The following is a 12,375-nucleotide window of genomic DNA, read 5'->3' as shown; positions in this document are numbered from 1 at the left end:
GCTCTGCCCGAACATCAGAAATAAAAAAAACCGGCGGAAACGCCGGTTTTTTTGCATCTTTGGTTTCAGGCTGACTGTTGCGGAAGCCAATCTTCCAGACGGCGAACCGCTTCCTGCATTTCCTCGACTTTTCCCGCATAGGAAAAGCGCATGGTGCGGTGGCCATCCAGTGGGTCGAAATCGCGGCCCGGCGTTGCGGCGATGTTGATCTCGGCAATCATCTTGCGCGCAAATTCCATGCTGTCATTAGTGAAGCGTGAAACGTCGCAATAAGCGTAGAATGCACCGTCCATCGGTGCCGCGAGTTTCAGCCCCATTTGCGGCAGGTGTTCCAGCAGGATGGCGCGGTTCTGGCGATAGCGATCCTTGATGCGCTCCAGTTCGGCAGTGGCGTGGAAAGCCTCGATGGCCGCGCGCTGCGAAAGTTCTGGCGCGGAAATATAAAGGCTTTGGCTCAGCCGTTCGATGGCGCGAACATCGCCCTCCGGCAGAACCATCCAGCCGATACGCCAACCCGTCATGCAGTAATATTTCGAGAACGAATTGATGATCGTGACATCGTCGGCGATTTCAAGCGCCGTCACATCGTCGGTTTCATAGGAAAGCCGGTGATAAATTTCGTCCGAAATCACGCGAATGCCGAGCGAACGGGCCGTATCGATGATCGCCCTCAGTTCAGGCTTGGCAATCACTGCGCCTGTTGGATTGGCCGGGCTTGCAAATAATACGCCCTTCAACGGCTTTTCGGCGTGCGCAGCCGCCAATGCCTCAGCAGTCAGAGCCGCCGAGGTGCCATTGCCGGTTGGGATTTCCACCACTTCCAGCCCAAGCGCTGTCAGAATATTGCGGTAAGCCGGATAGCCCGGGCGCGTGATCGCCACCCGGTCGCCTGGATCGAAATAGACGACAAAAGCCAGATTGAAGGCCGCCGAAGAGCCGGTCGTAACCGCTATTCGATCTGCCGAAACGGAAACGCCGTAATGATCGGCATAATGCGTGGCAATCGCTTCACGCAGTTCAACCAGCCCCAGCGCGTCGGTATAGCCGATGCGCCCGTCTTTCAACGCCTGTTCGGCGGCCTGCCGCACGATTTGCGGTGCCGGATCTGCGGGCTGGCCAACCGCCATCGAAATGATCGGATGACCTGCCGCGCGGCGGCGGTTGGCTTCGGCCAGAACATCCATGGCGTGGAATGGCTCAACCGCGCTGCGGCTAGAAAGACTGATCAACTTTACCTCCAGAACATTGCAGGCGCTCCGCTGGAGCCGCCGCACGGACAGAACACAACATCACCGCCGTATAAACGCCGGATTGCTAAAGCAACAGCGCTTTTAGGAAATTGGGTACATTGTCTTGGATGAATGCTTGTAAACGACACCGGTAGCGCAGTCATAACGCGCTTTGGGGTCTACAGATTGATGGCAACAATATCGGAATTGACCGGATATCAAAGTCGGCAGAGATTGCACGCCCGATATCCGACTTTTAAGATCATGCTGCCTTGTCGAGATATCGTTTAAAATGCGCTGAGACGGCTATAAGGTCCTGAACCGGAACTTGTTTCCCGATACGATGAATGAACCGATGCGAGATTCGCATGAAATGACGAGGAGGACGACGAGCATTATGGCAGCATTGATCGCGCCGTTCCCGACTGGAACCTTATCCTTTGGACGATTTGTCCGCAGTTCTGTGGCCGCACTTTCAGCACTTGCCGTGGCGGTGACGGGCGTTATGCCTGCATCCGCCCAGTCGCGTGGTGTACCGATCGTGCGCGACGCGGAAATCGAAGCACTGGTTTCAGATTATGCCGCGCCGATCCTGAAGGCTGCAGGTCTTTCCAGCCGTGGCGTGCGCGTCATCCTCGTCAATTCGCCGAGCTTCAACGCCTTTGTCGATGGGCGGCGCATTTTCATCAATACCGGCGCGATCATGCAGGCCGATACGCCCAATGAAATCATCGGCGTGATCGCGCATGAGGCGGGTCATCTGGCGGGCGGGCATCAGGATCGCCTGCGGGAACAGTTGAGCCGGGCGCGGACCATGGCGGTGATCGGCATGTTGCTCGGCGTGGGCGCAGGCGTTGCAGGCGCAGCAGCAGGCAGCGGGTCTGCAGCCGGTGCAGGCGGCGGCATCGCGCTTGGCAGCGCCGAGGCGGCGATGCGCAGCCTGCTCAGCTATCAGCGTACCGAGGAAATGACCGCCGACCGTATGGCAGTCAATTATCTCAATGCGACCGGGCAGTCGTCCAAGGGAATGCTGGACACGTTCCAGCGTTTTGCCTCCGCCCTCTCCCTGTCAGGCACGCAGATCGACCAGTATCGCATCAGCCACCCGCTTCCGCGTGAACGTATCGCCAATCTGGAAGAACTGGCCAAGAAGAGCCCCAACTTCAACAAAACGGATTCACCCGCGCTTCAATTGCGTCACGACATGGCACGCGCCAAGATTGCCGCCTATTCGGGCAATATGGGCGCGCTGCAACGCATGTTTCGCAGCAATCCCGGCGGGCTTCCGGCGCGCTATGGCAGCGCCATCACCACCTATCTGAACGGTGCTGCGCGTTCCGCCCAGCCCAAATTCGACGCGCTGATCAAGGAACAGCCGAAGAACCCTTATTTCTATGAAATGCGCGGCGAAGTTCTCATCAAGGCGAATGATGCCGCCGGCGCAGCAAAGGCTTTCCAGACCGCCGTATCGCTCGACCCACGCAAGTCTCCGCTGCTGCGCATGAGCTACGGACGGGCACTCATGCTGACGGGCACAAAGGCGAACATGCCAACCGCAATCAAGGAGATCAAAGCGGGCATTGCTTCCGATCCCGAGTTTCCGGGCGGCTATGGATATCTCGCGCAGGCCTATGGCCAGCAGGGCAATATGGGCCTTGCAGACCTCGCAACCGCCGACATGAACTTCTATGCGGGCAAACTTCAGGATGCCCAAATATTCGCAATCCGCGCACAGAAGCAGCTGAAATCCGGCTCGCCGGACTGGTTGCGTGCGCAGGACATTATCAATACGAAGAAAAGCAAATAACGCCCGACATAGTCCTCCTGGCAGGGCGTATTTTTAAACGGATTGGAATTTGAAGATGAAGAACGCAGTTTCCATCACGCTGGCAAGCGGCATTGTCGGTCTGGCAGCGCTGGCTCTCGGCTATGGTGCGGGTCTGTCGCGCCATTCGGCTGCGCCCGTCGCCCCAGCAGCAGCGGCAGCAACGGCTGAGGCACCGCTTAACCAGCAAGCCATTGAAAATGTGGTGCGCAACTATCTTCTCAAGAACCCAGAACTGATGCTGGAAGTGCAGAGCGCGCTGGAAACCAAGCAGGCGCATGACGCGCAAGAGCAGGTCAAGAAGGTGCTGGCTGCCAACCAGAGCGCACTTTACCACCCCGAGCATGACGCAGTTTTCGGCAATCCGAACGGCGACGTCACCGTCTATGAGTTCTTCGATTACAATTGCGGCTATTGCAAACGCGCACTGCCCGACATGCAGGCCATCCTGAAAAACGATCCGAATGTTCGTTTCGTCATGAAGGAATTTCCAATCCTCGGCCCAGATTCGGTGAAGGCGCATATTGTTGCGCAGGCCTTCAAGGCGCTGATGCCGGAAAAATATGCTGAATTCCACGGCGTTTTGCTGGGCGCACAGGAGCGCGCGACCGAGGCATCCGCGATTGCCGATGCCGTCAAACTTGGCGCCGATGAAACCGCACTGCGCGAAAAGATGAAAGACCCGGCGATCACCGGCGCTTTCCAGGATACCTATCAATTGGCAACGCAGCTCAACATCACCGGCACGCCGTCCTATATCATCGGCAGCGAGCTGGTGCCGGGCGCTATCGGTGTCGATGGTCTGGTGGAGAGAATCGCCGCAGCACGTACCGCCGCCAAGAAGTAAAACTGACAGCTGTGCCCGATACGCTTTCCCTGACAGGCGTTTCGGGTACACACTTATCAAAACTCGGTGATAACCGGCGATTAAAGCAAATATGCCGCAATGCCGGTGCATCTCGCAAAGAATAGCGGGAAAAACCGGTCAGGCAGGACATCTGCACTGAATTATAGGGTTTCGGCTTGCATCCAAGCTCTCTATATGGAAAGCGAAGTGTTACTAAATTTTCGTGGTAACACGATATCGGTTGCAAAGGATTTGGCGCGGACACAATGGCAAAGACGGTTTTTGTTCTAAACGGTCCCAATCTCAATCTTCTGGGAAAGCGTGAACCGGGGATTTATGGCGTTGCGACGCTGGCCGACATTGAAGAGGCTTGCAAGCGCGAAGCCGGTTCTCTCGATCTCGACGTTGATTTCCGCCAATCCAATTATGAAGGCGATCTGGTCACTTGGATTCAGGAAGCGGGCGAGAAAGACGCCTATGTCCTGATCAATCCGGCGGCCTACAGCCACACTTCAATTGCCATTCACGACGCGATCCGCTCTGCAAAGGTCACGGTTGTGGAAGTGCATCTTTCGAACATTCATACGCGTGAGGCCTTCCGGCACCACTCTTATGTATCCGCAGTCGCCAAAGGCGTCATTTGCGGCTTTGGCGCGGAAGGGTATCTGCTCGGCCTACGCGCGCTCGCGGCAATTGCCAAAGAACAAGAACACAACGGGCAAAGCGTAAAAGGGGCCTGATATGTCCAGCAAAAACACTGTCATCGACAAAGAAACCATCCGCGATCTGGCGGATATCCTCAACGATACCGACCTCACGGATATCGAAATCGAACATGGCGATCTGCGCATCCGCGTTTCGCGCAATGTAACGGTTCAGGCCGCAGCGACCGTTTATCCGGCCGCAGCACCGGCTGCTGTTGCAGTGCCTGCCGCCGCTCCGGCAGCCGCCGAGCCGACCAAGGCTGAACTGGCAAAGAATGCCGTTCCTTCGCCGATGGTTGGCACCGCCTACCTAGCTCCGGCACCGGGCGCCCGCAACTTTATCGAAGTCGGCACACAGGTGAAGGAAGGCCAGACCCTCCTCATCATCGAAGCCATGAAGACCATGAACCAGATCCCCGCCCCGCGCGCCGGTACGGTCAAGGCCATTTTGATTGATGACGCCCAGCCGGTTGAATTCGGCGAACCGCTCGTCGTGATCGAATAAGCGTCGCTCAACCATTGTTTGACGTGTCTTCACTTCACGAAACGGGAACTGGCAGCAAGCGCATGTTTCAAAAGATCCTCATAGCCAATCGTGGCGAAATCGCTCTTCGCGTGCTCAGAGCCTGTAAGGAACTGGGCATCAAGACGGTCGCCGTTCACTCCACGGCAGATGCCGACGCGATGCATGTCCGTCTGGCGGATGAAAGTGTTTGTATCGGACCGCCGCCCTCTCGCGACAGCTATCTGAACATTCACCAGATCGTTGCTGCTTGCGAGATCACCGGCGCCGACGCGATCCATCCGGGCTACGGCTTCCTGTCCGAAAACGCAAAGTTTGCGGAAATTCTCGAAGCACACAACATCACCTTCATCGGCCCCACCGCCTCGCATATCCGCATCATGGGCGACAAGATCGAAGCCAAGCGCACAGCCAAGCGCCTTGGCATTCCGGTCGTTCCTGGTTCCGATGGCGGCATCACCGACGATGTTGAAGCTGCGCGCGTGGCGAAAGAAATCGGCTTCCCGGTCATCATCAAGGCTTCGGCCGGTGGTGGCGGTCGCGGCATGAAAGTGGCGCGCACCGAGGAAGACCTGTCGGTTGCGCTCGCAACCGCGCGCTCAGAAGCTGCTGCCGCTTTCGGTGACGATGCCGTCTATATCGAGAAATATCTCGAAAAGCCGCGTCACATCGAAGTTCAGGTCATGGGCGATGGTGCGGGCAACGCGATCCATCTGGGCGAACGCGACTGCTCCTTGCAGCGCCGTCACCAGAAGGTCTGGGAAGAAGCCAACTCCCCGGCTCTTAATTCGGAAGCGCGCGACAAGATCGGCATGATCTGCGCCAACGCCATTGCCGAGCTTGGCTATCGTGGTGCGGGCACGATCGAGTTCCTCTATGAAAACGGCGAGTTCTATTTCATCGAAATGAACACCCGTCTGCAGGTGGAGCATCCGGTCACGGAAGCCATCACCGGCATCGATCTTGTGCATGAGCAGATTCGTGTCGCTGCGGGTCTCGGCCTTTCGGTGAAGCAGAAGGACGTGCGTTTCTCTGGCCATGCCATTGAATGCCGCATCAATGCCGAAGACCCGCGCACCTTCACGCCATCGCCGGGTCTCATCACCCACTACCATACGCCGGGTGGCCTCGGCATCCGCGTGGATTCCGGCGTTTATTCCGGCTATCGCATTCCGCCTTATTACGACAGCCTCATCGGCAAGCTCATCGTGCACGGACGCAACCGCGTCGAATGCATGATGCGTCTGCGTCGTGCGCTGGACGAATTCGTGGTGGATGGCGTCAAGACGACCCTGCCCCTGTTCCAGGAGCTGATTGGAAATCAGGACATCGCCAATGGTGCCTATGATATCCACTGGCTGGAAAAATATCTGGCCAGCCAGTCCGAGAACGAAGGCGCTTAAATAAGTGACTGCAGGAGCAAAACCGGACGACTATGCAATCGAACCGGAATTGCTCCTGCGCGCTTACGCCACCGGGGTTTTCCCGATGGCCGAAGAGGCGGATGATCCAGAGGTCTTCTGGGTACGCCCTGAAAAACGCGGTGTTATTCCGCTGGATGGTTTCCACATCCCCCGCAGCCTGCAAAAGACCATTCGGCAGGGCATTTTCGATATCAGGCTGGATAGCGATTTCGAGGGCGTCATAGATGGATGCGCCAGCGGGGTCGGCGAACGCGCGCGCACATGGATCAACGGTCCAATCCGCGAAGCCTATGGCAAATTATTCGAAATCGGACATTGCCACACAGTCGAGGCATGGCACGAGGGCAAGCTGGTCGGCGGCCTTTATGGCGTGACGCTCGGGAGGGCATTTTTCGGTGAGAGCATGTTCACACGCAAGCGTGACGCTTCAAAGGTCTGCCTTGCTTATCTGGTGCAACATCTGGTCAAGCAGGGTTTTCTGTTGCTCGATACCCAATTCACCACGCCGCATCTAGAGCGGTTCGGTGCAATCGAAGTTCCCCGCAAGAAATACGAGAAAATTCTCGAGCAAGCCCTCGAAGGTATTGCCCTTTTCTAACTGTCGGAAGGTGGTTTGATCAGTTCTGCTTTGCCGCCGGTGCCGGAACGTCAGACTTCTGCTTGCAGTCTTTCAGCCAAACGTCATAGATCGGATGCTCAACGGCGTTGAGACCGGGACTGTCTGCGAACATCCAGCCGGTGAAGATACGGCGAATTTTGCGATCCAGCGTAATTTCCTCAACCTCGACAAAACTGTCGGTCCGCGGCGCTTCATTCTCGGTGCGCGAATAGCAAACCTTCGGCGTCACCTGAAGCGCGCCGAATTGAACCGTCTCATTGATATAGACGTCAAAAGTCGTAATGCGGCCTGTGATCTTATCCAGCCCCGAAAACTCCGCGACCGGATTGGAAATGCGTTCTGCCTGAGCAGCGTGCAAGCTGCCAACAGCGGTAAAAAGCGAAATCAGGGCCACATATGCAGCCTTCTTGATTCTGTTCTTTCCGTTGCCAGCCGTGCCGGGGGAATGCTTCGTCAAAACGGAAACCCGCATCAAAGTTTGTCGAATAAACTGGAATAATTCCTAGGCATGAAATGTGACGATTCGTTGCTCCGCTGCAAGTTGCAATGCCACGATCACACCCTCGTCGCCTGTCTATCCCGGCTTTTTAAGTGAAAAAACAAGCAAGGCGACGGCAAATAAGAAAATCCGGCGTGAAAATCACGCCGGATCGTAAACTTTGTCAGTCTTAATTACCCGGCGTCCAGGCGTCATATTCGCCCGTCACACGCGGACGCTCGGCCGGTTCCGTACCCGGACGCGCAATCGAGCCCTTCGGACGATAGGCGAGCGGGGAGCCGGTCAGGTTCTGCAAATGCGGCTTCTGCCAGTCGCGCGGCTTGTAGTCTTCCTTGCTGGGCGGCGTATCGACACGATGATGCATCCAGCCGTGCCAGCCCGCAGGAATTGCACTCGCTTCCGCATAGCCATTGAAAATGACCCAGCGGCGCGTGCGACCTTCGGAGTCCTTGCCACCCTGATAATAGATATTGCCGAACTCGTCCTCACCGACGCGCTCGCCCTTGCGCCACGTATGAAGGCGGGTGCCGAGCGTCTGGCCATTCCACCAGGTGAAGACTTGCGTAAGAAATTTCATCATGGCCTTTTCCAGATCCATCATCTCGCAGACAGCCGAAACTGCCGCTTTATTCTTGCTTATGGCCCTATCGCCCGGTCAAGGCAAGGGTCAAGTTGCCGCTGTCACAAGAGTATGAAGAGCGTCACACGCTCCAGCCTTCGAGCGACTTTTCCATCACGAGAACGGGTTCCTTGCAATTCGGATCGCCCCAATCTTCGTTGCGCCCGACCGTGACATAGCCCTTGCGTTCGTAGAACTTCACCGCCTTGGCATTCTTCTCGATGACTTCGAGCTTGATTGTGCGCACATCCGGGAAAGCCATTTCGATTTCCGCAAGCAGCATCGTGCCGACGCCCTGAACCTGCACGTCGGGGCGCACATAAAGCTGGTGCAGCGATGCCTTGCCTTCCTCGGACTGGCTGGCGAAGGCCATACCATCAATGCCACCCTCGCCGTTATCGGCGACGATGAATTCCGAATAAGGCTTGCGCAGATTGGCTTTCAGCGCCGCAACGCTATGCCACTGGCCGGTGACGGCGTTGACCATTTCCCGGCCCAAAATGTGGTCGAAAGTCGCGTGCCAGGTCGATACCAGCAGTTCGTGCACTGCCTTCAGATCGGCCTCGGTGGCGCTTCGAACCCACATTACTCTTCGATCCCGAGCTTGGCCTTAACCAGATCATTAACAGCCTGCGGGTTGGCCTTGCCGCCCGTCGCCCTCATGACCTGTCCCACAAACCAGCCGGCAAGCGTCGGCTTGGCCTTGGCCTGTTCGACCTTGTCCGGGTTGGCCGCAATGATATCGTCAACAGCCTTTTCAATCGCCCCGGTGTCGGTGACCTGCTTCATGCCGCGTTCTTCAACGAGCTTCTTCGGGTCTCCGCCTTCGTTCCAGACGATTTCGAACAGATCCTTGGCGATCTTACCGGAAATCGTGCCGTCCTTGATGAGATCGATCACCGCGCCGAGCTGTTCCGGGCTGACCGGCGATTCCTCGATGCTCTTGCCCGCCTTGTTGAGCGCGCCGAGCAGATCGTTGATGACCCAGTTGGCCGCAGCCTTGCCGTCGCGACCGGCAGCGACAGATTCGTAATAGTCGGCAATCGCCTTTTCCGTGACCAGGATGGAGGCGTCGTAGATCGAAATGCCCTGCTTTTCGACCAGACGCTGCTTCTTTTCATCCGGCAGTTCCGGCAAATCGGCGGCGAGCGCATCGACAAAAGCCTGATCGAATTCGAGCGGCAGCAGATCAGGGTCTGGGAAATAGCGATAGTCGTGCGCTTCTTCCTTGGAGCGCATCGAACGGGTCTCGCCCTTCACGGGATCAAACAGGCGCGTTTCCTGATCGATGGAGCCGCCATCTTCCAGAATGGCGATCTGACGGCGGGCCTCATATTCGATGGCCTGACCAACGAAGCGGATCGAGTTGACGTTCTTGATTTCGCAACGTGTGCCGAATTCGCCACCCGGACGACGCACGGAAACATTGACGTCGGCGCGCATGGAGCCTTCGTCCATATTGCCGTCGCAGGTGCCGAGATAGCGGACGATCGTGCGCAGCTTGGTGAGGTAGGCGCGTGCTTCATCCGACGAGCGCAGGTCCGGCTTGGAGACGATTTCCATCAGCGCCACGCCAGAGCGGTTCAGATCGACATAGGACATGGTCGGATGCTGATCGTGCATCGACTTGCCCGCGTCCTGCTCCAGATGCAAACGCTCGATGCCGATCTCCACATCTTCGAACTGACCTTTATTGTCGGGGCCGACCGAAATCATGATCTTGCCCTCGCCGACAATCGGCTGCTTGAACTGCGAAATCTGATAGCCCTGCGGCAGATCGGGATAGAAGTAGTTCTTACGGTCAAACACCGACTTCAGATTGATCTGGGCATTGAGACCGATGCCCGTGCGGACGGCCTGCTTGACGCATTCCAGATTGATGACCGGCAGCATGCCCGGCATGGCGGCATCCACCAGAGACACATTGGCGTTCGGATCGGCACCAAACGACGTGGAAGCGCCGGAGAACAGCTTCGACTCGGACGTGACCTGCGCATGGACTTCCATGCCGATGACGACTTCCCAGTCGCCGGTGGCGCCGGAGATGAAGCGTTTCGGTTCCGGTATGCGCGTATCAATAAGGGACATGCTGGCTCGCAAATATTCTGATTGAGCTAAAAACGGATTGATTACTGGCTAGAGCAAAGCCCCCATGGATGCAAGCTTTTCAGCCGTTTATCCGTGGGTTGAAACGGAAAAGGCCGCGCAATGCGCGGCCTTTTCCAAATTCGCTAGATAGAAAAGATTAAGCCTCTTCGGACTTGTCTTCGTCGGCCTTCTTCTTAGGAGCGGCCTTCTTCTTCGGTGCAGCCTTCTTTGCAGGCTTTGCTTCCGAACCGTCTTCGTCTTCAGCCGTCAGCTCTTCCTTCGAGACCTTCTTGTCGGTCACGTTGATGTTGGCGAGCAGATGATCGACGACCTTTTCTTCGAAGATCGGGGCGCGGAGGTTAGCCACGGCATCCGGCGTCTTGCGCAGGAAGTCGTAGATTTCCTTTTCCTGGCCCGGATAGCGACGAACCTGGTCATAAACGGCGCGCTGCAGTTCTTCTTCCGACACTTCTACGCCAGCCTTCTCACCGATTTCGGAGAGAACGAGGCCGAGACGAACGCGGCGTTCAGCGAGCTTGCGGTATTCTTCGCGAGCAGCTTCTTCCGTGGTTTCTTCGTCTTCGAAGGTACGGCCAGCCTGCTGCAGGTCGAAGTTGATCTGCTGCCAGATGTTGTTGAATTCAGCGTCAACCAGCTTCTGCGGGGTTTCGAACTGATAATCGCCGTCCAGAGCGTCGAGAATCTGGCGCTTTACCTTCTGGCGGGTGATCTGGCCGTACTGGCTTTCGATCTGTTCGCGAACAACCTGACGCAGACGCTCCAGCGACTCGATGCCGAGCTTCGTCGCGGTTTCGTCGTTGAGTTCGAGTTCGTTCGGCTTGGCAACTTCCTTGACCTTGATGTCGAAGGTGGCTTCCTTGCCTGCGAGATGCGCTGCACCGTATTCAGCCGGGAAGGTCACATTGATGACCTTTTCGTCGCCAGCCTTGACGCCAACGAGCTGTTCTTCGAAGCCCGGAATGAACTGACCCGAACCGAGAACCAGCTGTGCGTCGTTGTCGGCGCCGCCGTCAAACGGCTCGCCATCAAGCTTGCCGAGATAGTCGATCGTGACGCGATCTTCGTTTTCGGCCTTGCCCTTCTTGGTCTCGAAAGTGCGGGTCGACGAAGCGATACGCTTGACCTGCTCATCGACTTCCTCATCGGTGATGTCGACGACTTCACGGGTCACGGCGATCTTGGAGAAATCCTTGACTTCGATTGCCGGCAGAACTTCGTAGTTCAGCGAGAAAACGAAATCGGCCTTGCCGTCGAGAACCTTTTCGGCTTCTTTTTCGTCTTCCGACATGATGACTTCAGGCTGGGTAGCCGACTTTTCGTTACGGTCTGCGAGAACCGAACGCGACGAATCGCTGAGGATTTCGTTGACGATTTCAGCCATGAACGAACGGCCATACATCTTGCGCAGATGGCCAGCAGGCACCTTGCCCGGACGGAAACCATTGATCTTGGCTCGGCCGCGCGCAGTATCGAGCCGCTCAACGAGCTTGGCTTCGAGATCCCCGGCCGGAACCACGACTTTAATCTCGCGCTTCAGCCCTTCATTGAGCGTTTCGGTAACCTGCATGTTCAAACCTTCACTTCTTGTCATTGTCCCGCCGTTTCCGGCATTTTGCCTCAAGACGCGGGAGAGAAATTCTTTGGCCTTATGGCAGTTGGTGCGGATAGAGGGACTCGAACCCCCACGGTCTCCCGCCAGAACCTAAATCTGGTGCGTCTACCAATTTCGCCATATCCGCTTCTGAACCGAAGCGCATTCTTTAAGAACGCACCAAATTCGTCTCAGATCTTGAACTGCCCTCGAAAGCGCGCGTCTCTATATCATCCAATTTTCCCGGTTCAAAGGAAAAAAGCCGCCTTCCCGGTATAGATTTTCCGGGTTTGGCAAGACGAAACACTTCCGGCACTCTGCCCCTCTATATAGCGATCATTCCGCGCATGCCAAGCCTGAGATAAACTTCAGCTTGACGCGGTAAT

The 12,375-nt window shown here is 56.7% G+C and carries 12 protein-coding genes and 1 tRNA gene; 6 read left to right on the top strand and 7 right to left on the bottom strand.

The annotated features are described in order from the left end of the window. Positions 1-65 precede the first annotated feature (65 nt). Complete coding sequence (locus ABWW11_RS06325; protein ID WP_171317820.1) at positions 66-1,229, bottom strand: pyridoxal phosphate-dependent aminotransferase; 1,164 nt, start codon at positions 1,227-1,229, stop codon at positions 66-68. A gap of 397 nt (positions 1,230-1,626) precedes the next feature. Between ABWW11_RS06325 and ABWW11_RS06320 the strand changes: the two genes are divergently transcribed. The 6 genes from ABWW11_RS06320 (at position 1,627) to aat (ending at position 7,150) form a co-directional block, all read left to right on the top strand. After that, positions 1,627-3,036, top strand: a complete 1,410-nt coding sequence (locus ABWW11_RS06320) for a M48 family metalloprotease (RefSeq protein ID WP_109368883.1) — start codon at positions 1,627-1,629, stop codon at positions 3,034-3,036. Between the two features lie 55 nt (positions 3,037-3,091). Further along, positions 3,092-3,901: a DsbA family protein gene (locus ABWW11_RS06315; protein ID WP_109368882.1), complete on the top strand. Its 810-nt coding sequence runs from the start codon at positions 3,092-3,094 to the stop codon at positions 3,899-3,901. 266 nt (positions 3,902-4,167) lie between these two features. Then, entirely contained in the window at positions 4,168-4,641 is a 474-nt protein-coding gene (gene aroQ, locus ABWW11_RS06310; protein WP_109368881.1) for a type II 3-dehydroquinate dehydratase, read from the top strand. 1 nt (position 4,642) lies between these two features. Continuing rightward, complete coding sequence (gene accB, locus ABWW11_RS06305) at positions 4,643-5,110, top strand: acetyl-CoA carboxylase biotin carboxyl carrier protein (RefSeq protein ID WP_109368880.1); 468 nt, start codon at positions 4,643-4,645, stop codon at positions 5,108-5,110. A gap of 62 nt (positions 5,111-5,172) precedes the next feature. Then, a complete protein-coding gene (gene accC / locus ABWW11_RS06300; RefSeq protein WP_109368879.1) occupies positions 5,173-6,531 on the top strand; it encodes an acetyl-CoA carboxylase biotin carboxylase subunit in 1,359 nt (452 codons plus the stop codon). Positions 6,532-6,580: 49 nt separating this feature from the next. Continuing rightward, complete coding sequence (gene aat / locus ABWW11_RS06295) at positions 6,581-7,150, top strand: leucyl/phenylalanyl-tRNA--protein transferase (RefSeq protein WP_109370214.1); 570 nt, start codon at positions 6,581-6,583, stop codon at positions 7,148-7,150. A gap of 19 nt (positions 7,151-7,169) precedes the next feature. On the opposite strand, the gene ABWW11_RS06290 is transcribed toward aat, so the two are convergent. The 6 genes from ABWW11_RS06290 to ABWW11_RS06265 form a co-directional block, all read right to left on the bottom strand. Beyond that, positions 7,170-7,643, bottom strand: a complete 474-nt coding sequence (locus ABWW11_RS06290; RefSeq protein WP_109368878.1) for a DUF2155 domain-containing protein — start codon at positions 7,641-7,643, stop codon at positions 7,170-7,172. A gap of 196 nt (positions 7,644-7,839) precedes the next feature. Continuing rightward, positions 7,840-8,250 carry an NADH:ubiquinone oxidoreductase subunit NDUFA12 gene (locus ABWW11_RS06285; RefSeq protein ID WP_167836027.1) on the bottom strand — a complete coding sequence of 137 codons (411 nt, stop codon included), beginning with the start codon at positions 8,248-8,250 and terminating at the stop codon, positions 7,840-7,842. Positions 8,251-8,371: 121 nt separating this feature from the next. Beyond that, positions 8,372-8,875, bottom strand: a complete 504-nt coding sequence (locus ABWW11_RS06280) for a GNAT family N-acetyltransferase (RefSeq protein WP_109368877.1) — start codon at positions 8,873-8,875, stop codon at positions 8,372-8,374. Beyond that, positions 8,875-10,377 carry an Asp-tRNA(Asn)/Glu-tRNA(Gln) amidotransferase subunit GatB gene (gatB, locus tag ABWW11_RS06275; protein ID WP_109368876.1) on the bottom strand — a complete coding sequence of 501 codons (1,503 nt, stop codon included), beginning with the start codon at positions 10,375-10,377 and terminating at the stop codon, positions 8,875-8,877. Before gatB ends, ABWW11_RS06280 begins: the two co-directional genes overlap by 1 nt. A gap of 157 nt (positions 10,378-10,534) precedes the next feature. Then, positions 10,535-11,965: a trigger factor gene (tig, locus tag ABWW11_RS06270; RefSeq protein WP_268967053.1), complete on the bottom strand. Its 1,431-nt coding sequence runs from the start codon at positions 11,963-11,965 to the stop codon at positions 10,535-10,537. Between the two features lie 89 nt (positions 11,966-12,054). Then, a tRNA-Leu gene (locus ABWW11_RS06265) sits at positions 12,055-12,137 on the bottom strand. Positions 12,138-12,375: the final 238 nt, after the last annotated feature.

It is taken from the genome of Brucella sp. NBRC 113783 (genome assembly GCF_040372265.1).
Classification (GTDB): Bacteria; Pseudomonadota; Alphaproteobacteria; order Rhizobiales; family Rhizobiaceae; genus Brucella; species Brucella teleogrylli.
This window is presented reverse-complemented; position numbering and strand designations above follow the sequence as displayed.